A 25,898-nucleotide genomic window follows, 5' to 3' on the forward strand; every position below is an offset into this window, starting at 1 on the left:
CATTACACACCGCTATCAACTTTCGCAATCGATAATGGGTTAAAAGCACCATTTTTCAAAGGATACATTGTTCCATTTATCTGTTGAAAAAACTCAACTCCTAAAGCTAAAAACAATGGTTTTGTACTAGCCGGAGTTACAGCATTAGTTTGTGAAATTACTGCTGTCGGTGTCGAATCCCAAGGCAAAATAGCTGTTTCAGAAGTTGAAACAACAAAAGTTTCAGCTTCAAAATCTACCTCAGCACCGCCAGAAATAATTTTAAAATGCGTAGTTCCACTTGGTGCCGAAACCATATTCGCAGGAATGAAAGAAGCAATATCAACAGTAATTTCTCCAGCAACGCGATCAATCGCTCCAACATATGGAGCATAAAGACTAGTTCCAAGCTTACCTCTAATATTGAATTCAAAGCCAAATAACAATTCAGCTTCTCCATCAATTACATTACGCAAACCTCTATCACTCACCAAGTCCGCTTGAATAACTTTCACCATCGCTTGAGTCAAGCGGCTAACCATTCGACCATCTGCTGAATTAATCAGCAATGGTCTTAAAGCAGTACGCAAAAGCTTCCCAGCCTTACCTGCTCTACCAAACTCCGACCCATTCTCACGAGTTCTTTGAAACGCTGGATCACTTGCAATTCTACTAGCGTCAATACCGCCTTTTTCTCTGGCCAAGTGTCCATCCTGCGTTTTGTAAAAAGTAATATCACCGATAGTACCTTTTAATTTTATTATGCCTTTCTGTCTAGCCATAATCTATACAATTTTTGATTAATACTCATTCTCACAACTCACTTTCATTTCGTTAATCGTTGCAACTAAATCCCGAATGATTTAATCAAAGTTTCAATCATAAAAACCACATTTCAAACAGTCTAATTTATAAACCAACCAAAATCACACATAATCGACTATTATAATATGCGTCATTAATCAGAAATTACATAGATTTGTAGTAGATAGTAAAGCTTACTCAAAGCCTAGTCAAAGGCATAGATAAAGTATTAAATTGTATAAAAGTGATACCAAGCAGCACAAGGGTATGTATTTATCCAAAAGATGTGCAACGCATAATGGGAAAAGAATATGCTCAAGCAAGATTGTATTTATTGAAGATAAAGAAGCACCTAAATAAAGAACAGCATCAACTTATCTCTATTGAAGAATTTTGCGAGTATACAGGACTTAAAATAGAACACGTAGTGCGCTGTATAGTTGGATAAAATTTGAACAGCTAAAAGACTGCTAAACTATTGAAAATATAAGCAACTAGTTCAAAAAATAGTATACCAATTGTTTGCTTGTGATAAATAAATTATCTAACTTTACATTAATTAAGATTTAGATACAATTTATAGTATTTTGATAGGGTACAAATTCGGGGTCAATTTTATTTTAACAAAATGAATCCCTAATTAAACCAAGTAATAACAAAGTTAGTTCGATTCTCGGCGACTCCACTTTAAAAAATCGTAATCACTTAATTTTTAAGTTATTACGGTTTTTTTTTATTTATGATAATTGTCAAATTCTTTTCTAGCAGAGTTATTAAATGGAAATTCAAATCCTGTCTGTTTAATTTTAATGTCATAATCTCTTTTAAATGAAATCTTATTTTCTGGCATAAAAGCAACTACTAATTCCAAGCTAACTAATAAAGATGCAAAAATGTACAAAAAAACAGAGACCAATTTTCTAATTGTAACTACAAATAAAAATTTATTTATCAAATAAACTGTTCCAAATAGTAATCCAAAATAAATCAGGAAGTCGGCAAGCAATTCTAAAATAAAATATTCTATTGCCATAGACGTATAAAATGCCGGAGCTTTATATATAAATGGAAATCCGTACATTATCCCGTCTGTTCCATCAATAACATCAACAATCCACCACTTCGTAAAAAGTAGGAAGAGTATCATGGTTAAAGGCAAAACTAAATGTATAATTAATTTTTTATTCACTTTGCATTATTTATATTTAATTAACTTCACTATGTTTAGGGTTTTGCAACTTCCACAATTGATAATCATTAAAAACTAATATAGTAATAATAGTAACAAACATATTTAGTAATTAAAATAAATAATTTGTCTTGTAATTTCCTGAAACCACTCTTACTAGCATCCGATTTTATCAATCAAACTTTGTTCAAATATTTTCCGAAAAACCATTTCAAAATTGAAAATAACATTCCTAAAATGAACATGATTAAAAAGAATCCAGCGTAAAATTTTACTTCGATTGCCTTTCCGTTAAAAAGTTCCATTGCAAGTAAACCCAGTGTAAATAGTAAACCTAAAATGATGCTGTTCACAATGTTTAATAGTAACTTGTTCCAGCTTCGTTTCAGAATCCAATTTCCTAAGCTAATTTGGTACAAACTTGAAATTAATATAATGACTAACATAAAAATTAAATACACAGAAGTACTCAACTCATCTGTTTCGCACGATTCCAATTCTAGTTTGCATGCTAACATGTCTGTAGCAAAAAAGTATAAGGTAAAAATCAACGATCCAATTGAAATTGGAATGATAGTTTTTAAAATTTCTTTGGAGGTTTTCATTATTAATTGTATGTTGTTTATCAATTCCTAGTGAACATTTCGCAATGTAAAAAAGCTACATTAAGACAAGACCTTGCTTTTACAAATTGTACCAAAATTTTAAATTAAAAGTCGTTTCCATTTCAGATGAATTTTGTGCCTAGATATTTCATGAAACTACTGTTGTGCGATAATACTCTTATTTTTCTTTTCTTAGTGAATTTATTATTACTTTCATTTCTGAAACTTCTTCGTCAGTGCAATTAATTTTTGATAAATGTACATTTACAAATAAGTCATTACCAAACATAGCGTATCCATACATATGATTTTGAGAAATTTTTGATCCTTCAATATTGATAACGTTTTCTCTAAACATAAAATCATCTGTCATTTCACCCCAACTTTCAACATTAGTTTCCATATTTTTTATGTTAGAATAATTTTTAAAGTATGTATAAGCGAATATTGGAGAATTTTCAGGAAATTCTTTCCCATCTTCTTTAAATTTGTTTATCAATACTGTTTTAGGTACTTCGACTAAAGATAGTTTTTCTTGTTCATTTAGTTTGCAGAAAAAAACTGAACATATATAACCATCATTTTCGGCAAAGTAGTAATAATAAGAACCTTTCCATCCCTTATTAAATTTCTTGAAATGGTCAGATAATAAACTTATTTTAACCTCTTTTTGCTTTGGATAATTAAATTCAAATGTTCTTTTTTCAGCTACATTAAATGATAAAAAACCTAATAATACTATTGCGAAAAATATTTGTTTTAATTTCATTTTATAAATTTTTGTCATTCTTAGTATTCTATCTTTCGACAATAAAGTATATCGCTCTCATTTCAATATATAAAGTGGCAACATACCATGACCAAGTCTTGACAAATATAAACAAAACTTCAAACTAAAAAACGATCCTATTTCAGGAAATCCAGAGTACCGCCATTTCTTGAAACTGCTATTATAAGACGGCTTTTTTTCGTCTTTTAATTATTTGGTAAACAATTCCGATAAAGGCTCCAATTTCTCCTCCGATATAACCGTAATTATGAATTGAACCAACAATTTTGAAACTTTTCCCATCTTTAATTTCATAAGGAAAACAACAATCTTGATAAGTTTCTGCGTCAAATTTCCCAGCAATATAGCCGAAAATTCCAAAAAGTAGGGTAACTCCTAAAGTGATTAATATTGCTTGAAGAACGTATTTAAACATCAATTTATGGTTCGGATGGATTAAGCCTACCAATCCTTGAAATATTCCAATGTACAATCCAACCCACCATGTTGCTAAAATTCCAATAAGTGCTGTTGTCATTCTCGGATTATTATTTCCCCAATCCAAAAAACCAAATTGATCAAATTTATATACCGTAAAATATTCTGAAGAAATTGAATAAGTAACTTGATCGTGCAATGCTCCATAAATTGAAGCGATCAAAACTGATAAAAATATTGTCAAAATTAAAATTCCGAATTTTCTCATATTTCGTGCTTTTTTCTAAGCTGTCGTATAACTAATACATAACCACTTCCCTATTCCATCAAACCATTTTATATGGTATGACTTAAATGCAATACAATCCGCATTTACCAAATATATAAAAATCTCTAATTACTTTAACATAATTAGAAACTAAGATTCGTGTCCAACAATTGCAGTACTATACTATCTACAGAAATTTATCGGTAAGTTGTATAATTCGTGGGCACAGATTAATCCGTTTAACCGGCGTTTGGGGTTCAATAATCCTCTCTTGGGGTTTATAAGTTCATTTTTGAGGTTCCAAAAGTCAAAATTTGAGCTTCCTAAGGCCATTTATGCGGTTAAAAACCAAAAAATTGAGGTATATAATCGAAAATTTGGGGTCTTACTACCCCAAATTTGAGGTCTAGAACCCCAAATTATCAGTACAAGACCGCAACGTTGGTGTCTTCAACCCCAAACAAGAGCTAATTTGCGCTGCCGACGCCTATTTTAGGTGGATACTTTACAAAAATGCTTTTTATTCTTCAATCCATTGTAGCAAACTTTCTCTTTCTACAATATTCCAAGAATGTGGGTGTTTTTCTCCGTTGGCTCTTATTCCACGATTTTCAGTTTTAATAAATTCTGCTTTCTGGCTTCCTAAATTTACCAATGAATTATATGTTTTCTCCAATTTATAAGCATTTAGTTCCTCATATTTTCTGCCTCTGTTTTTCATTTGCCATTCTAAATCTGGCTCACAATACAATCTAACTTTTATGTTTTTAAGGTATTCAATGTTTACGGTTGAATTACTGGAAATGAGATATGGTGAAAGTGTTTTGTAGTTTTCAGTACTAACTTCGGGTTTTCCAATTTCTTGTTCTAGCATTTCAACTAAAAATTTGCCTTCTTCTATGGCATCTTTAGCTACATTCCTTTTTATATCACTTTTCGCTCCGTTATATAATTCTTCTAAATCTAATGGCGAATCAACTATAAATAGTCCTTTTGGTTGAATTGCGTTTTCTGTTTTCAGTAAATAGTTAGCAAGCACAACTGAAACATTTCCACCGCTAGAAAAACCACCTATAAAAATATTTTCTTTCGTTACTTTATTTTTATCAAGAATTGAATTTATTGTTTTTGAATATTCAATTTTTTCACTTTCTGTTAAATATAATTTCTGATTATAATTTAGCAGTAAAGTTGTTATTCCTTCTTTTTCAAAATCTTTCAAAAATTTTGCTTCTGTTTTAGTATTTTCAATACCACAAGGAAAACAAGGAAATAGAATCAAAACTGCTTTTTGTTCCGCTGCAATTTTTAATTCATAGTTTTTATCTTTTATAATTTTGATTGCGTTATTTTTAGATTTGCAACAAACTAAAAAAACTGAAATGAATAAAATTAGTAGTGCTTTTTTGTTTTTGAAATTCATACTTATATTTTATTTTCTGTGCCTCCTAAATATCTGCGAACGTTTCGACGCTTCACGAAGAGGTAATTAGCATTACTTAGCCTTCACAACTATTACCAAAACTTTCCGATTTCAGATAAAACCCGAGCCGTGCTATTTCTTGAAACGCTTAAAGTTTGTTTTAAGCACAATTCTTTGTTGGCTCTAGGTTTTATTTTGAATTGATTGTTTCTTGAATAAATTCATTTTCAATCTCAAGAATGCTTCTTTTCTTATTTAATAAAAAAACTAAAGATTGATTTTTTGTAAAATCTCTGTAATTATAGTCTAAATATTTAAAATAAGTTTTTCTAACTTTTATTTCGGCAGTTTCATTATTTTCTGGAATCTCACCTCTTTTTTCTGGCATTTGAATATCATTCATATTAAGAACTAGATTCATTCGCTTTTTCAAATTTTCATTGATTGTTAATTTTTCAATTTCTGCTTTGTATATTTTTGTTACCTTAATAAATTCTTTACCCTTCTTTGAATAATTATCATTTTCGAAAAATATTTTCGTAGTTTTTGAAGAGATTTCAGATTCAATTTCTGCTAAATATTCTAAATACTTACTTGTTAAGTTATCAAATCTTAACAATTTTTCATTAGTTTTATTTTCCTCTATTTGATTTCTAATGTTTTCAGATAAGTACAAATTATATTTATAATTTTCTTTAATTAAAATTCGACTTGATAAGTCGCAAAGATTTTCACCTTCCTTTTTTGAATTACAAGAAAATAAAATTACTGATAGTAAAACTATAATGCTTTTCATTTTTTATGTTTTTTTAGGTAAACTTACTGGCAACGTTCTGAGGCTTCATGAAGTGGAGATGAACCAAGACCAAGCCTTTACAAATATAAACTAAACTTTAAATTATAAACCTTTTCCATTTCAAATAAATCCCGTGCCTCGCCATTTCTTGAAACCCCTGTTGTGTGAAGTTATTATTTATTTGTAAGCCATTTTGTAGCCTCTACTAGTGTTAAATCCTCCACATTATGACTATCACTATTAACAATTTGGTCAGGTACAATTTCATTCATATATTTTTTGTTATTCCTATCAGCACAATATCCTGTCGCTAAATATAATTCAGTTTTGTCTTTTAAAATTATACTTGAATTAACTGTTGTATATCCTGCTGTTGCTTGCCCAAATGTTTTAGAATTTTGCAAGCCTATCATTGATATTGCTGTCATTTCACCACTACTGCCTGTTTTATTATTAATTAATATTGCAATTTTTACATTTGGCTGTTTTATTTTATAACTATTTATTGTCAGGTTGCTATAATTTATGATACCGTTTCTAATAATCCATGGTGTTTTTCCGTGATTCTTATTTGATAGAAAATATCCTGCAATACCGTCATTCATTAAAGAATTGATACCTGCAATCATTGGCCACATATTTCCGCCACCATTATTTCTTAAATCAACAACCCATGATTTGATTACGTATGTTGTATCAAGTTGCTCAATTTGATTTCTGATAGTATTTGCATATTTACGAGTGGTTTCTTGGTTATATGATGAGAAGGCAGGTAATTTTAAATAACCAATATTATTTTCCAAATATTTTGATGTAGAAAAAATGGTTGTTGAATCCTTTTTCTTATAATTTTGAATTTGTGCATTTGTTCTAAAAAAAGAATGTTTATCACCTTTATCTCTTAAAACTTTGATATATGTTTTTATTATTAGGTTTTTATCTTCATCCTCTTTTCCACCAAATTCAAGAGAATTTATAGTTTGTTCTAATTGTTTCCAATCTATTTCATTAGACACTATTGAGTATTTTTTAATTGACTTTTTAATTTCATCCGAGAATCGAATAACTTCTTTTGAAATGTTCGAATTACTTTGGCTAAAACAATTTCCCCAAATAATAATTGATATAAGAAGGAGTGAAGATTTAATAGTTGTTTTCATTTTTTTGTCTATGATTCAGTTGTTAATGTCACAGAACTTGAATGTTTGTGATAGTTTTTGTAACACTTGACTTGTTCCTTTTTCCGCAAATTAAAGAACTCACTAAAAAACCAAGACCAAGCATTTACAAATATAATTAAAAACCTTTTCAATTTCTGAGAACGACTTTGCGACGCCATTTTCTAAAAATCGTTGTTGTGCGATGTATATTTCTCTTTCTCTAATTCATCCAACTTTTTATTTTCTGAATCTATTTTTTCATTGATAAATGATAAAATTAAAATCCCAAATAAAGTTGTTAGGAAAATGTAGTGAAGATAATTGCTAAAATCTTCTACCTTACTTCTGTTTTTATTTTCTAATTTATATTGCTCGAAATAACTTTTTTCTGCAAACTTTTCCTCAATCTGTAAGTTCTTATCTAATTCTGTTTTATAAAGCCCTATTAAATGATTGTTCAGATTAAATAATGCAAAAAACAAAATACCTACAATCAAGATTTTCAATATATAAAGAAAATTTATTTTTCGATAATTCATAGTTCCAGTTTAAGTTGTTACAGCTCGCAGATGGTTTTATTATTCAGTTTATCTAAAATATTTTAAACTTTGACCATTATAGTATCCAATTCCGTCATTCTTTGTTAAAAAAAGAATTTCTTTTTCACTTATAAATTCAAACTTAATTACGTTTAAATGTATGCAATAGTCTTTCTCATATTGTGAATTACAAGTTAGTTTTGGACTAAAATATAATTCTTTTGAAAAATTACAATCAAAATTTTTTAACGAGAAAAATCCCTTTGAGCTAAAAAAGTATAAGTTATTATCGTATTTGTTATAAGAAATATGTCCTAAAATATTAACTTCATTTGCTGTTAATATGTTTTCTCTTAAATCTTTATCTTTATTTTTAAAACCCATAAAATTTTGCTCAAAAGCAATCTTATATCTTGCATCTACAAGAATATCTTGGTTAAAACATGAAGTATAATAGTCACTTTTTTTATTAGTAATTTTTTCGATCGTTCCATCAACAAAATAATGAAAAGCGTTTCTTGTGACGTATATCATGTTAACGTCACCACTTGAAGTAATAAATAGTTCATCGTTGTTATTGTAAGCAGCTCCTTTGACCCCACTGGAAATGCCTAAATTATATGGATATTTGTATATTGTATCCTTTTCTCTAACTTTAATTAATTCTGGATATTTTTCTTTTAATTTTGTAAAGTACTCATTCCTATCTTTATAATTAATGCCATCGTCAACTCTTAACCAATCATCGTAAATGAATTCTTTTTTATTTAAATCAAAGTAACAAACATTACCGCCCCATTCACCTTCATCATAAGCAAACCAAATAAAATCCATTTTATCTAAATAAATGAAGTCAGGTTTTATTAGTTGTGTTCCAGTATATTTAGCTCTAACTTTTCCATAAAAGTTAGTCTCTCTTTTAGGTACATATCTTTTATTTTTAAAATAGATAAATTTGTTTGAATAAATTATGTAATCATCTTTTGAATTCACTAATATAGTATAAATTTCAGCATCAATTTTTTCTATTTCTTTAACTTTTTTCCTTTTGTTTAATATAAATATTCTACCGTCTTTATCTCCAAATACTAATTCACCATTAGATTTTTTTGCTAGTGCTGTAATATTATTTTTGATTAATTTAAACTTGTCTTTTCTTAAGTCAATTTCTATTAAATCATTGTTTTGAGATAGTGCATAAACATTATTTTCTGCGGTAACAAAATCTTTGTATTCCGAATCCAATAAATTTATTTTTTTGAATGGAACGCTATCAATTTGAAAATTACTTTGTGCAATTCCTAAAAAGCTGAAGAAACAAAAAAGATATTGTATGAATGATTTCATTGATGCTATTTTTTATTGTTATTTAGGAGAAACTAGCTGCTAACTTGAATATTTGTAATAGTTTTTATAACAGTATACTTGTTCAACATTCCGTAAACTAAAGAACTTACTAAAAAACCATGACCAAGCCATTAAAAATATAATTAAAAACTTTTATTATTTCTGGTAAATCCAGTGCCGCGTCATTTCTTGAAACCGTTGTTAGCGGATATTTTTTTAATAAATTTTTGTCAATAAAATTATCCCATATATCCAAAAATTATAAAGAATTGTATATATAATTCCGTAAAAAATACTTCTTTCAAAGTTTCCGCTACACTCAGCCGACTTCTTAAAAATTAACCTCAGTGCTCTAAAAAATATCCAATATAACATTCCTAGAAAAAGCAAAATTGAAAACCAAATTATTGTTCCTAAGGCGAAAAATAAATAACTCAAAATTATTGTTACAAGAATCCATAAAATTATGCTCAAAATAATTCCTCCAATTCCTTCAGCAACATCTAATCCCAATTCTAATCCGCTAAAATCTGTTGGAGTTATGTCTTTTAAATAATCTAATTTTTTTGAATTTATTTTGTCTGTTAATTTACCCAAATTGTCTTTAAGTTTAACTCCTTTATACAAACTAATTGAAATAAATAGAAAAAAAGCAATTGATACTATTGAAGTTGAAATTAAAGAATTTTCAATTACTGTTTGATGTTTTCCAATTCCATAAAACCACACGCTCAATATAGTAATAACGATTACTAGTAGAGATATAATAAATATATTTTTTGTATTTACTAGTGTTCTTTTATTTGGTATTCTCATTTTTATCGCACTATTAGTCGTCTATCCGCTAACGTTCAAACACTTGCCGTATACTGATTTTGCAAATTCGAACTAAACAAACCTACAAAATTTCTTTGAAAGACAGAATTGCAGTCACAAAATTATTTTCCAAGAAAACTAATCAGCAAGCGCAATCCTAGAACTTATTACAAACCACTGTTACCGGCTACCTTTACTACTTTCAATTTCATTTTCATTTAAGATTTTAAATTCATAAAAAAATCATGCACCATAATTTCTATCAAAATCTTTATAACCAGTAACTATTCCCTGAGAAGATTCCTCAATTTGAATTATCACAACCAATTTTTGTTTTTTACTTTCAGAATCGTTCAAATAAGCAAGTTTTGGTAAATCTATTTCGTAAGGTTTATTTTCAGCATTTTCAATTACGAAAACTGCATTTCCATTATCAATGTCTTTTTTGGTTGCGATTCTGTTTTTTGTACATTTAATTTCTCTCCAATTTTCTAAAGTTAATTCAGATGACATTTCTTTGCTATTTATAACTTTTTTCAATTCATTTTTCTGCGCCCAAGATTGTAAAGTAAAAATCAAAAGAACTAAACTTATATATTTCATTACGCTTTTTTTAAAGGTTGAAGGAGCGTTCAGCAACTTAAAGAAGCAGCAAAAAGCAAGTCCAAGCCTTCATAAATATAACCAAATCTTTAAATTAAAAAACCACTGTGATTTCTGATATATCCCGTGCCGTGCCATTTCTTGCAACTGTTCTAGGCAGAAAGTTTACTATTTCACCTTATAAATTTTCTTCTGTTTAAGCAAACAATTCTTTTTGTCAATTTTCTTCTTTCATATTAAATCCAAACTTTTCTATTTCTAATGTATCAGTAATTTGTTTGTTTGGATTTACGATTATGTTGTTCGGATATTTAGGATTAAATCTTGCCAAATAATAAGATCTAATTTTTAAATTATCTATGCTTTGAGTTTCTTCGTCAGAATTAAGAATATCGTATTTAATGTCTGATCCTGCAGTTGTATATAAGGAGTCGTTTACGTAATATGAGAAATAAAAATCTGTTGTTTTTGGATAGCTTTTTTTCATAACAAATTGTACTACAATATTTTTTCCTAGATTTTTAATTTCGTTTTGTATTCTTACCCCACGAAAATGCAAAAAACCAAATAATAAGATTGAGAATAAAATGAAGTAATGTCCAAATTTTAAATTTTTCATAATACTTTATTCTTTCTTCTTAATATCTATTTTTTTAAAAATTGAGTTCTATTTCTAAAAACTTTCTGCCAACGTTCAGCAACATAAAGAAGCAGCAAAAAGCAAGTCCAAGCCTTCACAAATATAACCAAAACTTTAAATTAAAAAACCATTGTGATTTCTGGTAAATCCCGTACGGCGCCATTTCTTGAAAGCGCTAGTAGCAGCTGTTCTTTATTCAATAACTTGACATTGAATTTCATAAGGTTCTCTCGGAAATCCATACAAAATTAAAATTTTTTTGTCAACATATTTTATAGGGATTAGTTTTTCTGAATCGTTATTATTGTAAAGTGATAAAAATAAGGTTTCATTTAGTTTTTCTAAAACAATTTTACTTCCTTCTCTTTTCAATCGTTCATTAATTTCTTGAAGTATTGGAGAATCTAAAATCTCATTGAATCTAATAGTTCTTTTTTCTCCATTCCAATTAAACTGAAACTTTAAGCTTTGAATTTCACTTTCAGTTAATTCTGTTTCTGTTGCATTTAACTTTTCATAATCATCTTCAAATTTCCAATCTACAGTTACTGATTCATGCTCACTTAAAACGGAATGATTTATACCATTTCTTATAATTCTAATTCTATTAGGATTTATAAATTTATATTCTGTTTCCGATAGTTTTTCGCTCCAATTTTCATTCATTTTTTTCAACAATGAAATCCCTTGAGAATTTTCAATATCGAAATGTTTAATTTCATTTTCACTAAACTCAATTACATTGTTTTTTCCGTAATGATCTGGAGTTTTTATAAATAACCAAGTTCCATTGAATTGTTCTTTCATATTCGGTTTTTCTAAAATATCTGCTAACGTGATGCCGCTTTGCGTCAGTTGCTGCTTTTATCACAGCCATAAACAAATATACCGAAAAGTTATGAAAAGATTACTTTCTAAAAAATGAAAAATTAAATCCAAAAGCGGGCTGATATATCCCGAGCCGTGCCATTTCTTGAAAGCGCTATTAAGCGACGTTTTTTATCAATTATCGTTTATGAATTTCTTACCAAACTCTGTGTCAATTACCCAAACATACTGTCCTTGTTCAGCTTTTGGTAGTTTTATCCACTTTCGAATTAAATAATTTTTCTCAGCATTTTCTTCATCTGATTCATTGACCACTGATTTTAAATAGGTATAGGCCATATCAAAATCAGAAAAAGTTTTAATTTCTGTTCCCCAAATTTCTTCTTTGTCATTCTTATGAACTATATATTTGGTTTCGTAAATTGGTGCTACAACTGAGCCATCAGCAATTAAGGATTTTCTTATTTCTTTATCTGTCAGGAATGCACCACTATTTAAATCTATACCTCCAAAATTGTCGTGTTCGATTAAAAAACATCTATAATTTACATCAGTAATAGCTTTGTCTTTTGCTATAACCCAACATTCATAAAACCATAGGCATTCCATTCTTTTACACAATTCATACTGATTAAAGCATTCTGATGTTGCTTCATTAAACCATTCTATATCATCTTCGGTTTCAAATCCAAGCGCTTCAAAAATTTCTTCTAATTCCCCATATTCAGCATCTTCAATTTGTAAATTTTCTACAATTGTATTTGTAAATTCTGAGGGAATATGACTGCATCCTGAATAGGCAACGTAACTAAATGTAAATGGTTGGTCAAATTCAAAGTTCACTACTCGCAACTGATATAAATCCTTGGCGGATTCTTGAATCAAAGATTTTGATAAATTTTCTATGAAATGTACCAAAATGTTAGTCAATACTTCTTTTCTAGGATCAAGAATTTTAGTTTTGACTTCATTCAAACTTACAATTTCATCATATGTAAATTCTTCTTCCATAGTATTATTTTTTTTGCGTTTTGTTTTTTAAAATATTGTACAATGTCTCTAGGATTCATGAAGTGGCAATGAAGCTAGAAACAAGACTTTACAATTATAACCAAAACTTTACATTAAAAACTTTTACAAGTTCTGATAAATCCCGAGCCTAACCATTTCTTGAAACCCCAATTTACGTTCGTTTTTATTTCTTTGTCTTTACGTGTTTCCAAATTTTGTTAGGTACTATAGGCCTTAACATTTGTCCGATATAAGTTGTTGGAAAGTCTTCTTTAATTCCAAATTCTTTTGGTTCCGTTGGAGGACAAATATAAGTTCCAAATAAGATGTCCATAAGAGGAGAAATGTTTGCATAGTTTCCCCTGTCTCGTTCTTTGTCGTGATGCCAATGGTGTAATTCTGGCGAACCCAATAACATCTTTATCTTACCAAGGTTTAGTCTTACATTGGAATGAATGTAGATTGCCCAAATTCCTCTAAAAGCGACCATTACAACTAATGCGTCTAAATTAAAGCCAAGAAGTAATGCAGGTAAATTTATAATTCCAACTGTGTAAATTGAATCTAGTGGATGTTCTCTATGAGCAGCAAGCCAATCAAGAGTTTCTGCTGTATGATGAACTTTGTGAAACTGCCAAAGAAAATCGTATTTATGTTGAAAGCGATGTCCCCAATAAATGAGAAAGTCACTCAAAAGCAAAACTTCAATTGCTTGTAACCAAAATGGTTGTTCTGCAATTGTGAACCTAAATTGTAAGGAAACATTTTTGTCTAACCATAATCCTAAATAATTTAATGCTTTTAAAACCAAACTACTCCACAACAAATATTGTCCAAAGAAATAGCTCAAATCTAAAAGCCATTTTGCTCTGAATATTTTTTGATTAGGATTTGCAGGAAACGCTTTTTCCATTGGTATAAAAACCAATGCTAAAAAAAGTAAACTTAATCCTGTCGCTAAAAGAATATTTACAAAATACATTTAGTTGCTTTTCTTTTTTAGCTTATTCTTATTGGTTATTAAACTATCCGGAAATGATATTCTTTGAAATATTTTTGGATCAACGATTATTCCTGATTTTGAGCTATACATCATACGTTTTTCTACTTCTGTCAAATTGACTTTTGATGAATCTTGTTTGGGTTTTGAAGTGAATGATTTAAGTTTGATATTATCAATTATAACCAATGATTTTGATGACGAAAGTCTTTGTATTTGAACGCTGTCAGTCATTTTGATAGGTAATTCATTAGTTGTTTCTACAGGAGTTCCACCGTTAGGACTTGTCAACTTAACATTTGAATTGCTAGTGAAGAATTTATCAAATGAGCCATTCTTGTACAATACAAAAGCTGTCAGCAAAACAATAAAATTTGTCAATGCTATAGTTTTAAAAATTATTTTCTTATTCATGATCTTCGAATTTTAGAGCGTCTCATAAAATTATACACAACGTTTTACGGCTTCACGAAGAGGCGATGAACCAAGACCAAGCCTTCACAAATATAGATAAAACTTTACATTAAAAACCTTTCCAAGTTCTGATAAATCCACTGCCTCAAGAGTTCTTGAAACCGCCTTAAGTTTTTTTTACAGCACAGTTCTTTGTTAGTGGCTGTTACTGTTAGGTAAAATATTCAACCATTTCTTTATCTTCGACAACAATATGGTCTGTAATATGAAATACTTCGCTTATCCAAGGATGTTTCAATGCATCTTTTCTGTCCAATATTTTTCCGAGTAAACTTTGTTTCCATGGCGACTCTTCTTTATCGATTAGTCCGATTTGAAAATTGTCTTTATTCGTCCAAATTCTAAATGGAAATGAGAATCTATTTTTCGGTTCGTCATCAGTTCCCCAATCTCCAATACTGATTATTCCAGTAGCAATCTTTTCTTCGTGATCTTTGGTGAACTTTATGTAATAAATTGCAAATGCGTCATTATCTTTATAGACAAATCTTGTAAGCTTCGTAGTTTCCTTTCCACAACATTCGCAATTTTCGAAATTCGGTTTTTCAAATTCTATTTTAATCATGATTTTTTTGAGCAGGGTTATCAATATTATAGCCAATAACGTTTTACGGCTTCATGAACTGGCGGTAAACCAAAACCAAGCCTTTACAAATATAACTAAAACTTAAATTAAATACCTTTTCCATTTCAATTAAATCCAGTGCCTTGTCATTTCGCGAAACCCTTTAAGCTTGTTTTAAGCACAATGCTTTGTTAGCAGCTAGTAGTATTCTTTTTCAAAATTTCAATTAATAAATATACTATTGATGTAATAAATGTTCCGCTTATTGTTACAGCAAAAAAAACAAAACTTGGAATCAAATTTCCTGACAGAATTTCGACAATGTTTCGCACTGAGAGATATAAACTAGTAATTAAAAATGAAAATAGTACTACACGCAGAACTGTTTTAAAGTTGCTTTTTTCATCTGAAATTTTTGGAAAAATATACAAAAAAACTAAATTTAAAAAAATAAGAACTGGAATAGCATAATCCCAAAAATCAAATTTAATTCCATGTCCACTTGCAAACAATAGCAATAACATGAATATTAATGCAAAAACAAGAATTGAACTATAAATAATTGAATTGATTTTATACTTTTTTGTCATTTGTTGATTGCGTTTTTTTAGTAGTACTGCCAACATTCAACTGCTTCATGATGTGGCGATGAACCACGACCAAGCCGTAACAAATATAACCAAAACTTTAAATTATAACCTTTCCGATTTCAAATAAATACCGTGCCAGGTCATTTTTGGACTCGCCCTAAGTTTGTTTGAAACACACCTCTTTGTTAGCGGCTCACTATTAATCAATTTCTTTTATTTTTCCTTTTTTATCAATTACAAATTGTGTGGTTTTGCCATCTTCATTTTCAATTTCGGCGAATGCGGTTCCAAAACTAAAATCTTCTACATAATCAAATTCAAATGGTATAATTGGTTCACCCTTTTTATTAATAAATCCCCATTTGTCGTTTAGTTTTACCCCACATAATCCGTCTTTGAAATTTCTCGTTTCATCATAAATCGCTTCGATTTTAAAACTTCCTTTTCTATCAATAAAGCCCCATTTTTCACCATCTTCAAGAAGAATTTTTACACTTGCTAGTTTTTCAGAAAAATCATTTGCGAATATAAATTGAGGTTTTATTGCTAATTCACCTTTCAAATTGATATATCCGTACTTTTTAATAATTTGAACAGACGCAAGACCGTCAGAAAAATCTCCAGCATCTTTAAATCTAGGTTCAAAAATAATTTTCCCAGTTGTAAAATCTTTAAAACCAATAGTTGTAAATTTTACTAAGTCTCCTTCAAATTTGATAGCTGATACATTATCTTTTAACTTAAGTGAATTAAATCGATCAATTTCTTCGTGAAATCTATTAAAACCAGTTTCCATTCCAGATTTAAATAGTATTTTCCATAACCCTTTCGTTTTAATCATCTCAACACAACCTTGACTTATTATCCATTTATCATATAGTTTTATAGGATAATCGTAGTGAACTTTTGATATGAAAGTAGCATTTTCAATGTTGGATATTTTAATTCCTTCTATGATTTTGTTAAACTCTTTTTCTCCAACTTCTACCTTTGCAATTTCTAATATTGCAATTGTAAATTCTTTGATGCTTAAATTATTTAATTCGTCAAGTGAATCAAGATTAAACTTTTTTAAAAACAGATCAGTTTCACCGAAAGCATCCATTTTGTTTGCGATTTCCACAACTTTATGATAAAATTTATCTACATCGTCATCATACAAAAGGTTGTATACTTTTTCAAAATTCTTTGAATAAAAGGCTTTTAAATAGTCAATAAATACTTTTTCTATTTCCATTTTTTTTTTAAATAGCAGCTAACTTAAATGTTTGTAATAGTTTATGTAATAGTAGACTTGTTCAACACTCCACAACTTAGAAAACTCGCTAAAACCATGACCAAGTCGTAACAAATATAACCAAAACTTTAAATTAAAAACTTTATCGTTTCAGATAAATTCCTTGCCTCGCAATTTCTTGAAACCGCCTTTAGTTTGTTTTTAAGCACAATTCTTTATTGGCAGAGGGTTGTTCTAATAAAATTTCATTTCAAATAAAAGGTAATGTTTAATGCCAAATTTTTCACCCCATTTCTCAATATCTTTTCCACTTGTTCCTACATCGCACCACGATTTAGAACCGTCTTTTCTATCATAAGGTAAGATATAGGCTAATAAATAAAACTTTTTATCATAACTAATTTCCATTTTACTTTCTTCTGCAATATTTCTCAAACTATATTCGTCAGTTTCAATTGCATCATATTCTTTTGTAATTGAAAATCTAGGAAATTTAAATGTCATTTTTAATTTATTCTTTGAAGTTAGTTTTGAAATAACTTTCAAATTAAAAACGGTATCATTGACTTTTTCAAATTGCTGAATACCTATGGTTTTACTATCGAACACAACAGTATCTCTAGTTATTTTACCATTCCATATTTCTTTAACAGTCAATTGATATGATTTAGTTTTCAATTCAGTTCCAGTAAATTGCAATTTTAAATATTCAATTCCTTCAAATTGTAAAAGATCTCGAATTTCTGAGTTTTTTGAAGAATATTCAGAAATCATTTTCAATTGGTTTTGATTTTCTTGTGCCAGAGTTATGTTTGTAATTATAAACAATACAACAAGTAAAATTTTATATTTCATTTTAAGTTTTTTTGGTTTAAAATAGTTTGTTAACGTTCCAAGGCTTCACGAAGTGGCGATGAACCAAAACCCAGCTTTTACAAATATAGCCAAAACTTTAAATTAAAAACCTTTCTGATTTCAAATAAATCCCTTACCACGCCGATTCTTGAAACCACTGTTATGGGTAGCTTTTATTTCTTCACCTTGTTATAAAACTTTTTTATCTCTTCGAAAATTTCTGAGTTTTTTCCTTCGGCAAAGCGAATGTTTGTTCGGAATGATTTTCCAGAATATGCTTCAAATTGATAAAACAATCGCTTTAATGGATTTGTCATTTGATTGTAGAATAATGAATTTTGTTTTAAGTCAAACACAACAAACGGAGCTTTCCCACTTTCAAAAGAAAGTAGTTGTATATCTTTCCAATTTACTTTTACACCATTAAAATTGTCAATAAATTCTTCATTAGTAAATTTAATCATGGGTTTTCCAACGATAATATGAAGAACTGCTTTACTGATTCGATAATAGAAATTACCACCAATTAGTATTAAAATTAGAGGAAATACATAATGAACAAGTTTGGTTGCTGTTAAAAGTAGTAAAACTATAATTGAAAAATAAAATACTATCCCGAGTAAAAAGTATAGAATCACATTAAGTTTATTATAAGCTATATTGTTCATTGTCTATATTCATAAAGTTTTTCCAAAGTTACTCATAACTTGTCGCGGCTTCACGAAGTGGCGATGAACCAGGACCAAGCCTTTACAAATATAAACATAACTTTTAATTAAAAACCTTTTCAATTTACGATAAATCTAAAGCCACTCCATTACTTAAAACCGCTGTTGCGCGTTCGATATATTTACTTTCCAGCTTTCAGTTTTTTAATATACTCACTTGTCTTTCCATTCCAATAACATTTTTCACAACGATTTTCTATAAAATTATGTTCACAATTTGGATAACCATATAAAAAATAGGAACATTCTGGACAAAGATTTTCCATTTCAGAAGAATCATTGTAGAAGTTACTTTTGCATTCATCGCAAATTTTGATTCTATTTATATCCATAACTATTTTATAGTTTTTTTTCTTCCAATTTCATCAATATCATTTTCGGCTTTTCCAAGTGTTTACTATTTATTAAAACTGGCATAGTACTATCAAAGATAAATTTTTTTGCAAAATGTAAACGTGAATTTGCTATAAAAACTTGCAATCTTGTCAAGCCTGTTATAAGCTGTTTTTTATTCATAAATTTTAGCACCCATAAAAATGTCGGCAAAAGTTTTCCAATTTGGTTGATTTGCATCTATGTCCATTTTCCTGTTATCATAATAGCCTTGAATATCTTCAGTATATGCAGATAAAGCTTCTAGAAAATCTTCCAAACTTTTGTTTTCCCAATCTTGTGGATTTTCTATTAAATCTTTTCGTAGTAAATCTAGAAATACTATAAAAGAATTTCTATCTGTCACATTAAATTTTGTGAGGTTATCGTTCATTTATTTGCTTTTAACTAATTTTTTTTCAAGTTCATCCCCTATTTATCGAGCTTTTTTAAAATCTCTGTCAACGTTCCAAGGCTTCACGAAGTGGCAATAAACCAAGAGCAAGCCTTCACAAATATAACCAAATCTTTAAATTATAACCTTTCCGATTTCTGATAAATTTAGCGCCACTCCATTTCTTGAAACCCCATTTAACCGCAGTATTTACTTAATGTTAAGTTTTTCCATAATCCCTTCTTTTTTCAATTTAGTCAAGAAGCTTTGCGCAGTTTTTGATTGGTCAATTGATACATATTGAGTTTTCGCATCAAGAGTTTTAAAGTATATTTTCTTTTTACAATTAAGTTGTAACCACGTAGCTTGAAATGATTTGCATTTTTCGGTTGTGAGTTGATATTCAGGTGCAGTACTAGTGCTGTCCACTTCACGCTCCCAATTGTACTCTTTTTGTACAACTAAAGTGTTAAATTTTAATGCTACTTTTTCATTTTCAATTTTATATTTTCCGCTGTAATACGTGTCAGCATCCAAACAGTAATCAACTGAAATAAAATTCTCACGATCTAAAAATATATAATTGCTAGCACAACAATCACATTCTCCATAGGATTCACAAGTTGTTGAGTTAAATTCTGGGGCTAATAAATATAAGTTATTAGACATTGTAAATTCTTTATAGGCAGTAGCTGTTGGCTTTTCATTTAATGGCTTCTCTTTCTTTTGCTGATTACAACTTATTAGAAAAAATAGTACGGATGGAAACAGATAAATTGTGATTATTCTACTTACTTTCATTTTAATTGTTTTTGTTTTCATTGTTGTGAGAATAGTACAGTTAACGTTCCAAGGCTTCACGAAGTGGCAATAAACCGAGACTAAGCCTTCACAAATATAGATAAATCTTTATATTACTAACCGTTCCAGTTTCAATTAAATCCCTCGCCTTGTTATTTCAAGAAACTGGTAAATTGGTTAGACTATTTTCGAATTAAAATCCCTTCACTTTCTATTATATGTGTTTGATTAGAATAAGTTTTTCGAAATAACAAAGTTCTTTTTTTTATGGTAATCTCAAATACAGTTTGTCCCAAGCGCTGATAGCCATCGTTAACTCCTATCACGATAGAATCGCCATGTGCATTTGTTTCTTTAATAAAACTACTTGTTTTTTTCAAAACTATCTCATTACATACCAGTTGAAAATTTTTAGAATGATAATGTATTATGTTAAACCTACCGTCAGAAATGCTACCATCTAGCAGTTTGTGGGTAAATTGTTTACTCGACAGATTAAAGGTATAAGTAGTACTATCAGATAATCTCGCCTCGTACACTCCAGTTATATTTGAAGTTGATTTACAAGCTACCGCAATAACCAAAGCAAATAAAATAAATATACTTTTCATGTTGAAGCACTTACAAGTTTAGAAGTAACAAGACTTTAGCATATATCAGAGCAATAAATAACGGTGTAAAGTTTAACATTTACTGGCAGATTAATACAATATTTTCGCACCTAAAATAGTTGTATTTGTAAATTTACCAGTAGATATTAATACCTTGTTTTATAATTCAATCATCTTAAAAAATTCTGAAAGGGTAACATTCCGTGCTTCACAGATTTTATTTAGAGTATTCAAAGAAATATTGTAGGTGCTGTCATTGTATATTCTTCGAACTGTTTTTTCATCAATATTGTGATTTAAAGCAAATTCAGTTTTTGGTTGAACTTCACCAATCCAATTCTTCGCTATATAATTGCAAATTTTTCTATTTAAATCACTCATATAAACAAATTAAGCTGTTAATTATTAAAAATAATCGGACAACTGTCCGATTATAAATTATTTTTTTATATTTGTACTTTGAATTTATATATTTGCGATTCTTCATATAAAATATTGAAGCATTCGCTTTGAATCTCGACTTTGAAAACTGGTAATTTTTGCAACGAGATGATAAGTAAGATGCTCATGCTCTCGGGCGTGGGCTCACTTATTGTTGCAAGGTATACCAGTACCTCAAAGTCAATAAGCTGAGTTCCATGCCTTTTTTTATTCCTAAAGGTCACTCACTTCCATTCTTAGCACTGCTCCTAGGTTAAAAGTCTCGCAACCAAAACACAGTTAGTCCAATGAGTTAGTTGGGAAAGGCACTGCCTGCGCTTGGCTGCAACAAGCAACGGCAGAGCACTTTCCTTTAAAAAACCTTAAAACCAAAAGCCTATGCCATAAAACAAAAAAAACCACCTTAACGCACAAAATAAATCACAAAAATACCAACGCAAAAAATCAGTGTTAATCCAAACAATCAGTGGCAAAAATAGCGAAGCGTAAAATCTGTGAAACACAAAACCAAAGGTCAAACTGACGAAGTACTCCTTAAAATCCGAGCCATCCGCGTGCTATAACATAAGCAAAAAAAATTAATGAAAATTCGTGTAACTCGTGTAAAAAACTAGGAGCAAAGCAAAAAATTAGTGAAAATTCGAGTAATTCATGTCATAAAAACGGAGCAAAGCGAAAAAAAATTTGTGATAATTTGTGATAATTTGTGGTCAAAAACATGAGCGGAGCGAAACAAAAAAATCCGCAACACACGAGACCAAAGGTCGAACTGACGAAGTAATCAGTAAGAAGCGAGGCGCAAAATCCGTGAAATACCGCAACAAGCAGCGACCCGAGACCAAAGGACAAACAGACGAAGTACTCCTTAAAATCCATGCCATCCTCGTACTATAACATGAGTAAAAAAAAATTAGTGAAAATTCGTGTAATTCGTGTAAAAAACCAGGAGCAGAGCGAAAAATTAGTGAAAATTCGAGTAATTCATGTTATAAAAACTGAGCAAAGCGAAAAAAAATTTGTGATAATTTGTGATAATTTGTGGTCAAAAACATGAGCGGAGCGAAACAAAAAAATCCGCAACACACGAGACCAAAGGTCGAACTGACGAAGTAATCAGTAAGAAGCGAAGCGTAAAATCCGTGAAATACCGCAACAAGCAGCGACCCGAGACCAAAGGTCAAACAGACAAAGTACTCCTTAAAATCCATGCCATCCGCATACTATAACATGAGTAAAAAAAATTAGTGAAAATTCGTGTAATTTGTGTAAAAAACCAGGAGCAGAGCGAAAAATTAGTGAAAATTCGAGTAATTCATGTCATAAAAACGGAGCAAAGCGAAAAAAAATTGGTGATAATTTGTGATAATTTGTGGTCAAAAACGTGAGCGGAGCGAAAAAATTAGTGAAAATTCGTGTAATACGTCTAAAAAACCAGGAGCAAAGCGAAAAAAAATTAGTGATAGTTCGAGTAATTCGTGGCAAAAAAATGAGCGAAGCGAAAAGCTAAGCAACTCAAAAAAAAAAGGCCCTCTAACTCTTCTTGGCGGACGAATAGAGGACCAAAGCAAACCAAACCGAAGTCTAATTAAACCAATCCAAAAGTATGAATAAAAATTCAAACTCAACGTACTGGGCACCAACACTACCGCCCAAAATGTACTACCTCCTACTCCTTTTCTGTATCGGAGTGCAGGCACAAACAACCATCAAAGGCACCACCACCGATGCGAACGGCACGTTACCCGGCGTAACCATATCGGTAAAAGACAAACCAACCACTACCCTTTCCGATGAAAAAGGAAACTACACTATCGAGGTACTACCAACAGACATTCTAGTATTCTCCTTCATTGGCTACAAAACAACAGAAATACCAATAGCCAACCGCAATACAATCAATAGCAAATTGGAGGAAGACAGCACAACACTAAAAGAAGTAATTATAAACGCAGGCTACTACTCCGTAAAAGACAAAGAAAGAACAGGAAGCATCGCAAAAGTAACAGCCAAAGACATCGAAAAACAACCAGTAACTAACGTTTTAGCAACACTACAAGGAAGAATGGCGGGTGTAAACATAACACAAACAACAGGCGTTCCTGGTGGTGGTTTCGACATCCAAATCCGAGGCAGAAACAGCATCCGAACCGAAGGAAACCAACCGCTGTACATTGTTGATGGATTACCATTTGCATCAGAAAGCCTAGGCAACACCAATATTTCTGGAGCAATTTTGCCAGGCGCAGGCATCAACCCACTAAACAACATCAACCCATCCGACATCGAAAGCATCGAAATCCTAAAAGACGCTGATGCAACCGCCATATACGGTTCGCGAGGTGCCAACGGCGTAGTCCTAATCACAACCAAAAAAGGAAAAAAAGGAAAAACACAATTCTCCTTCAATACTTACACAGGCGCCGGAACAATAACTAGAAGACTAAAATTACTAAACACACAACAATACCTAGCAATGCGCGAAGAAGCATTCGCAAACGATGGCATAACCACATTACCACCTTGGGCGTACGATGTAAACGGAACATGGGACAGAAACCGCTACACCGATTGGCAAAAAGAACTAATTGGCGGTACAGCCACTTCAAGAAATGTAGAACTAGGTATTTCAGGCGGAACTGGAACGACGCAATTTTTGATCAGAGGAACCAATTTTCAAGAAACCACAGTATTTCCAGGCGATTTCAGTTATGGGAAGTCCGCTCTGCATTTCAACATAAACCACACCTCCGAAGACAACCGCTTCACAATAAACCTTTCAGGAAATTATGTAGCAGATAAAAACAACCTGCTAAGCACCGACCTAACCAGAAACGCCACAACATTGGCACCAAACGCACCAGCACTATATGACGAAAACGGAAACCTCAACTGGGAAAACGGAACCTGGGAAAACCCATTGCGCCTACTCCAAGGAAAATACCTAGCTAAAACCAAAGGCCTATATCTTGGCGGAGTTGTTGGGTATAAAGTACGTTCAAATTTAGAATTCAAAACTGCCTTGGGGTACAACGATACAAAAGTTGAAGAATCAAGCACCACACCGCACACCATCTACAATCCTGCATTCGGATTAACCAGCGCAGCATCGACCAGTATGGTAAGCAATTCTAATCAGCAATCATGGAGTATCGAACCACAACTAAACTACCAAAAGTCTTTTGCAAAATCAAAATTAAACCTGTTGATAGGAAGCACATTCCAAGAAAGAACCGCTACCCAATTAGCAGTCTTTGCTTCGGGATTCACAAGCAACAGTTTAATTACAAACCTATCCGCAGCATCCTTCACGCAAATAATGAACAACGCAACAGCAATGTACCGGTACAATGCAGTGTTTGGCAGAGCAAATTACAGCATTAATGATAAATACTTCTTTAATTTTACAGGACGTCGCGACGGATCAAGCCGTTTCGGCTCAGGAAATCGCTTCGCAAATTTTGGTGCTTTAGGAACCGCATGGATATTCAGTAAAGAAACAGCTATAAACAAAGCAGTACCATTCCTAAGTTTTGGAAAACTAAGAGCCAGTTACGGAACCACAGGAAGCGACCAAATCGGCGATTATCAATTTTTAAACACCTACACGCCTACCGGAATCGGCTACAACGGAACTATCGGCTTAGAACCTGCACGCCTATTCAATCCTAATTTCAGTTGGGAGGTCAACAAAAAACTAGAAATGGCGCTAGATTTAGGATTCTTCAACGACCGTATTTTTCTAACAACAGCATTTTTCAAAAACCGCTCCTCCAACCAATTAGTAGGCATTCCATTACCAGGAACAACTGGCTTCAATTCCATTCAAGCCAACTTAGACGCAACAGTCGAAAACAGTGGATTAGAAATAGAAGTAAGAACCAACAATTTCAGTAGAACGAATTTCAAATGGACGACTTCCTATAACCTGACAATACCAAAAAATAAATTAATAGCGTTCCCAAATTTAGAAGGTTCGGTCTACGCCAACCAATACGCAATCGGTCAATCACTAAGCATCAGAAAAGTCTACGAGTTTACAGGAGTAAATCCAACTACTGGAATTTACGAATTCAAAGACTTCAATGGAGACGGTCTACTCACAGCTACAGAAGACCGACAAAAAATAGTAGACACAGCGCCAGAGTTTTTTGGAGGCGTGCAAAATAGCTTGACCTACAAAAACTGGCAATTGGATTTCCTAGTACAATTCGTAAAACAAGTCGGAATCAACAACAACGCAGTTGCAGACTTACCAGGATCGGCAAGTAACATGACCACAGATGTGTTAGACCATTGGCAACAACCCGGCGATACCAATCCGACACAAGTATTCACCGCCGGTTTCAATGATGCAGCAGTTAATGCATTTTACACGTATTACGCTTCAAGTGATGCCGCTTTCAGTGATGCCTCTTACATACGCATAAAAAACCTCTCACTGTCCTATACCTTACCAAATAAAATACTCAAAAAATGGAGTTGTAAACTCTATTTTCAAGCGCAAAACCTACTAACGTTTACAAAGTTTAAAGGTGCCGATCCAGAAAACCAGTCACAAGGACGACTGCCTACACTAAGAGTTGTAACAATAGGAACACAACTAAATTTTTAATCA

The 25,898-nt window shown here is 31.0% G+C and carries 28 protein-coding genes; 2 read left to right on the forward strand and 26 right to left on the reverse strand.

The features are described 5' to 3' along the window. Nucleotides 1–2: 2 nt before the first annotated feature. Entirely contained in the window at nucleotides 3–761 is a 759-nt protein-coding gene (locus ACZ098_RS12350; RefSeq protein ID WP_487312054.1) for a hypothetical protein, read from the reverse strand. Between the two features lie 266 nt (nucleotides 762–1,027). On the opposite strand from ACZ098_RS12350, the gene ACZ098_RS12355 reads away from it, so the two are divergent. Then, nucleotides 1,028–1,231 (forward strand): hypothetical protein, encoded by a 204-nt coding sequence (locus ACZ098_RS12355; protein ID WP_487312055.1) that lies wholly within the window; start codon nucleotides 1,028–1,030, stop codon nucleotides 1,229–1,231. Nucleotides 1,232–1,516: 285 nt separating this feature from the next. Here ACZ098_RS12355 and ACZ098_RS12360 read toward each other — a convergent pair whose 3' ends face one another. From ACZ098_RS12360 to ACZ098_RS12480, 25 genes are all read right to left on the reverse strand, one after another. Beyond that, nucleotides 1,517–1,930, reverse strand: coding sequence for a hypothetical protein (locus ACZ098_RS12360; protein ID WP_487312056.1), 414 nt, complete (start codon nucleotides 1,928–1,930; stop codon nucleotides 1,517–1,519). 218 nt (nucleotides 1,931–2,148) lie between these two features. Then, nucleotides 2,149–2,577: a hypothetical protein gene (locus ACZ098_RS12365; protein WP_487312057.1), complete on the reverse strand. Its 429-nt coding sequence runs from the start codon at nucleotides 2,575–2,577 to the stop codon at nucleotides 2,149–2,151. Nucleotides 2,578–2,755: 178 nt separating this feature from the next. Next, on the reverse strand, nucleotides 2,756–3,346 hold the full coding sequence (locus ACZ098_RS12370; protein WP_487312058.1) for a hypothetical protein: 591 nt from the start codon (nucleotides 3,344–3,346) through the stop codon (nucleotides 2,756–2,758). A 181-nt stretch (nucleotides 3,347–3,527) separates the two neighbouring features. Further along, nucleotides 3,528–4,052, reverse strand: coding sequence for a hypothetical protein (locus ACZ098_RS12375; RefSeq protein ID WP_487312059.1), 525 nt, complete (start codon nucleotides 4,050–4,052; stop codon nucleotides 3,528–3,530). Nucleotides 4,053–4,572: 520 nt separating this feature from the next. Then, entirely contained in the window at nucleotides 4,573–5,475 is a 903-nt protein-coding gene (locus ACZ098_RS12380; protein ID WP_487312060.1) for a hypothetical protein, read from the reverse strand. 190 nt (nucleotides 5,476–5,665) lie between these two features. Continuing rightward, nucleotides 5,666–6,271, reverse strand: a complete 606-nt coding sequence (locus ACZ098_RS12385; RefSeq protein ID WP_487312061.1) for a hypothetical protein — start codon at nucleotides 6,269–6,271, stop codon at nucleotides 5,666–5,668. Nucleotides 6,272–6,444: 173 nt separating this feature from the next. Further along, nucleotides 6,445–7,431 carry a S41 family peptidase gene (locus tag ACZ098_RS12390; protein WP_487312062.1) on the reverse strand — a complete coding sequence of 329 codons (987 nt, stop codon included), beginning with the start codon at nucleotides 7,429–7,431 and terminating at the stop codon, nucleotides 6,445–6,447. A 182-nt stretch (nucleotides 7,432–7,613) separates the two neighbouring features. Continuing rightward, on the reverse strand, nucleotides 7,614–7,970 hold the full coding sequence (locus ACZ098_RS12395; protein ID WP_487312063.1) for a hypothetical protein: 357 nt from the start codon (nucleotides 7,968–7,970) through the stop codon (nucleotides 7,614–7,616). 48 nt (nucleotides 7,971–8,018) lie between these two features. Beyond that, a complete protein-coding gene (locus ACZ098_RS12400) occupies nucleotides 8,019–9,317 on the reverse strand; it encodes a hypothetical protein (RefSeq protein WP_487312064.1) in 1,299 nt (432 codons plus the stop codon). 216 nt (nucleotides 9,318–9,533) lie between these two features. After that, complete coding sequence (locus ACZ098_RS12405) at nucleotides 9,534–10,133, reverse strand: hypothetical protein (RefSeq protein WP_487312065.1); 600 nt, start codon at nucleotides 10,131–10,133, stop codon at nucleotides 9,534–9,536. 243 nt (nucleotides 10,134–10,376) lie between these two features. Beyond that, complete coding sequence (locus ACZ098_RS12410; protein WP_487312066.1) at nucleotides 10,377–10,736, reverse strand: hypothetical protein; 360 nt, start codon at nucleotides 10,734–10,736, stop codon at nucleotides 10,377–10,379. A gap of 217 nt (nucleotides 10,737–10,953) precedes the next feature. Further along, entirely contained in the window at nucleotides 10,954–11,355 is a 402-nt protein-coding gene (locus ACZ098_RS12415) for a hypothetical protein (protein ID WP_487312067.1), read from the reverse strand. A gap of 213 nt (nucleotides 11,356–11,568) precedes the next feature. Next, entirely contained in the window at nucleotides 11,569–12,183 is a 615-nt protein-coding gene (locus ACZ098_RS12420) for a hypothetical protein (protein ID WP_487312068.1), read from the reverse strand. A gap of 195 nt (nucleotides 12,184–12,378) precedes the next feature. Next, entirely contained in the window at nucleotides 12,379–13,215 is an 837-nt protein-coding gene (locus ACZ098_RS12425; RefSeq protein WP_487312069.1) for a hypothetical protein, read from the reverse strand. A 184-nt stretch (nucleotides 13,216–13,399) separates the two neighbouring features. Beyond that, a complete protein-coding gene (locus ACZ098_RS12430) occupies nucleotides 13,400–14,197 on the reverse strand; it encodes a sterol desaturase family protein (protein WP_487312070.1) in 798 nt (265 codons plus the stop codon). After that, nucleotides 14,198–14,629, reverse strand: a complete 432-nt coding sequence (locus tag ACZ098_RS12435) for a hypothetical protein (protein ID WP_487312071.1) — start codon at nucleotides 14,627–14,629, stop codon at nucleotides 14,198–14,200. A 211-nt stretch (nucleotides 14,630–14,840) separates the two neighbouring features. Next, nucleotides 14,841–15,254, reverse strand: coding sequence for a hypothetical protein (locus tag ACZ098_RS12440; RefSeq protein ID WP_487312072.1), 414 nt, complete (start codon nucleotides 15,252–15,254; stop codon nucleotides 14,841–14,843). Nucleotides 15,255–16,043: 789 nt separating this feature from the next. Continuing rightward, complete coding sequence (locus ACZ098_RS12445; RefSeq protein ID WP_487312073.1) at nucleotides 16,044–17,081, reverse strand: WG repeat-containing protein; 1,038 nt, start codon at nucleotides 17,079–17,081, stop codon at nucleotides 16,044–16,046. 234 nt (nucleotides 17,082–17,315) lie between these two features. Continuing rightward, complete coding sequence (locus tag ACZ098_RS12450) at nucleotides 17,316–17,936, reverse strand: hypothetical protein (RefSeq protein ID WP_487312074.1); 621 nt, start codon at nucleotides 17,934–17,936, stop codon at nucleotides 17,316–17,318. A gap of 173 nt (nucleotides 17,937–18,109) precedes the next feature. Beyond that, a complete protein-coding gene (locus ACZ098_RS12455) occupies nucleotides 18,110–18,604 on the reverse strand; it encodes a hypothetical protein (RefSeq protein WP_487312075.1) in 495 nt (164 codons plus the stop codon). 182 nt (nucleotides 18,605–18,786) lie between these two features. Continuing rightward, nucleotides 18,787–18,996 carry a hypothetical protein gene (locus ACZ098_RS12460; RefSeq protein ID WP_487312076.1) on the reverse strand — a complete coding sequence of 70 codons (210 nt, stop codon included), beginning with the start codon at nucleotides 18,994–18,996 and terminating at the stop codon, nucleotides 18,787–18,789. A gap of 176 nt (nucleotides 18,997–19,172) precedes the next feature. Further along, nucleotides 19,173–19,430, reverse strand: a complete 258-nt coding sequence (locus tag ACZ098_RS12465; RefSeq protein ID WP_487312077.1) for a DUF7660 family protein — start codon at nucleotides 19,428–19,430, stop codon at nucleotides 19,173–19,175. A gap of 210 nt (nucleotides 19,431–19,640) precedes the next feature. Next, a complete protein-coding gene (locus ACZ098_RS12470; protein ID WP_487312078.1) occupies nucleotides 19,641–20,231 on the reverse strand; it encodes a hypothetical protein in 591 nt (196 codons plus the stop codon). Between the two features lie 182 nt (nucleotides 20,232–20,413). Next, on the reverse strand, nucleotides 20,414–20,842 hold the full coding sequence (locus tag ACZ098_RS12475; RefSeq protein ID WP_487312079.1) for a hypothetical protein: 429 nt from the start codon (nucleotides 20,840–20,842) through the stop codon (nucleotides 20,414–20,416). A 159-nt stretch (nucleotides 20,843–21,001) separates the two neighbouring features. Further along, on the reverse strand, nucleotides 21,002–21,223 hold the full coding sequence (locus ACZ098_RS12480) for a helix-turn-helix domain-containing protein (protein ID WP_487312080.1): 222 nt from the start codon (nucleotides 21,221–21,223) through the stop codon (nucleotides 21,002–21,004). A gap of 1,663 nt (nucleotides 21,224–22,886) precedes the next feature. On the opposite strand from ACZ098_RS12480, the gene ACZ098_RS12485 reads away from it, so the two are divergent. Beyond that, nucleotides 22,887–25,895, forward strand: coding sequence for a SusC/RagA family TonB-linked outer membrane protein (locus ACZ098_RS12485; RefSeq protein ID WP_487312081.1), 3,009 nt, complete (start codon nucleotides 22,887–22,889; stop codon nucleotides 25,893–25,895). The last annotated feature ends 3 nt before the right edge of the window (nucleotides 25,896–25,898 follow it).

The sequence above is a fragment of the Flavobacterium sp. SP2 genome (assembly GCF_057626655.1).

Coding starts and splice junctions, on each gene's coding strand:
- ACZ098_RS12350 (WP_487312054.1), bottom strand. CDS start 761: ATGGCTAGACAGAAAGGCATAATAAAATTAAAAGGTACTATCGGTGAT.
- ACZ098_RS12360 (WP_487312056.1), bottom strand. CDS start 1,930: ATGATACTCTTCCTACTTTTTACGAAGTGGTGGATTGTTGATGTTATT.
- ACZ098_RS12365 (WP_487312057.1), bottom strand. CDS start 2,577: ATGAAAACCTCCAAAGAAATTTTAAAAACTATCATTCCAATTTCAATT.
- ACZ098_RS12370 (WP_487312058.1), bottom strand. CDS start 3,346: ATGAAATTAAAACAAATATTTTTCGCAATAGTATTATTAGGTTTTTTA.
- ACZ098_RS12375 (WP_487312059.1), bottom strand. CDS start 4,052: ATGAGAAAATTCGGAATTTTAATTTTGACAATATTTTTATCAGTTTTG.
- ACZ098_RS12380 (WP_487312060.1), bottom strand. CDS start 5,475: ATGAATTTCAAAAACAAAAAAGCACTACTAATTTTATTCATTTCAGTT.
- ACZ098_RS12385 (WP_487312061.1), bottom strand. CDS start 6,271: ATGAAAAGCATTATAGTTTTACTATCAGTAATTTTATTTTCTTGTAAT.
- ACZ098_RS12390 (WP_487312062.1), bottom strand. CDS start 7,431: ATGAAAACAACTATTAAATCTTCACTCCTTCTTATATCAATTATTATT.
- ACZ098_RS12395 (WP_487312063.1), bottom strand. CDS start 7,970: ATGAATTATCGAAAAATAAATTTTCTTTATATATTGAAAATCTTGATT.
- ACZ098_RS12400 (WP_487312064.1), bottom strand. CDS start 9,317: ATGAAATCATTCATACAATATCTTTTTTGTTTCTTCAGCTTTTTAGGA.
- ACZ098_RS12405 (WP_487312065.1), bottom strand. CDS start 10,133: ATGAGAATACCAAATAAAAGAACACTAGTAAATACAAAAAATATATTT.
- ACZ098_RS12410 (WP_487312066.1), bottom strand. CDS start 10,736: ATGAAATATATAAGTTTAGTTCTTTTGATTTTTACTTTACAATCTTGG.
- ACZ098_RS12415 (WP_487312067.1), bottom strand. CDS start 11,355: ATGAAAAATTTAAAATTTGGACATTACTTCATTTTATTCTCAATCTTA.
- ACZ098_RS12420 (WP_487312068.1), bottom strand. CDS start 12,183: ATGAAAGAACAATTCAATGGAACTTGGTTATTTATAAAAACTCCAGAT.
- ACZ098_RS12425 (WP_487312069.1), bottom strand. CDS start 13,215: ATGGAAGAAGAATTTACATATGATGAAATTGTAAGTTTGAATGAAGTC.
- ACZ098_RS12430 (WP_487312070.1), bottom strand. CDS start 14,197: ATGTATTTTGTAAATATTCTTTTAGCGACAGGATTAAGTTTACTTTTT.
- ACZ098_RS12435 (WP_487312071.1), bottom strand. CDS start 14,629: ATGAATAAGAAAATAATTTTTAAAACTATAGCATTGACAAATTTTATT.
- ACZ098_RS12440 (WP_487312072.1), bottom strand. CDS start 15,254: ATGATTAAAATAGAATTTGAAAAACCGAATTTCGAAAATTGCGAATGT.
- ACZ098_RS12445 (WP_487312073.1), bottom strand. CDS start 17,081: ATGGAAATAGAAAAAGTATTTATTGACTATTTAAAAGCCTTTTATTCA.
- ACZ098_RS12450 (WP_487312074.1), bottom strand. CDS start 17,936: ATGAAATATAAAATTTTACTTGTTGTATTGTTTATAATTACAAACATA.
- ACZ098_RS12455 (WP_487312075.1), bottom strand. CDS start 18,604: ATGAACAATATAGCTTATAATAAACTTAATGTGATTCTATACTTTTTA.
- ACZ098_RS12460 (WP_487312076.1), bottom strand. CDS start 18,996: ATGGATATAAATAGAATCAAAATTTGCGATGAATGCAAAAGTAACTTC.
- ACZ098_RS12465 (WP_487312077.1), bottom strand. CDS start 19,430: ATGAACGATAACCTCACAAAATTTAATGTGACAGATAGAAATTCTTTT.
- ACZ098_RS12470 (WP_487312078.1), bottom strand. CDS start 20,231: ATGAAAGTAAGTAGAATAATCACAATTTATCTGTTTCCATCCGTACTA.
- ACZ098_RS12475 (WP_487312079.1), bottom strand. CDS start 20,842: ATGAAAAGTATATTTATTTTATTTGCTTTGGTTATTGCGGTAGCTTGT.
- ACZ098_RS12480 (WP_487312080.1), bottom strand. CDS start 21,223: ATGAGTGATTTAAATAGAAAAATTTGCAATTATATAGCGAAGAATTGG.
- ACZ098_RS12485 (WP_487312081.1), top strand. CDS start 22,887: ATGAATAAAAATTCAAACTCAACGTACTGGGCACCAACACTACCGCCC.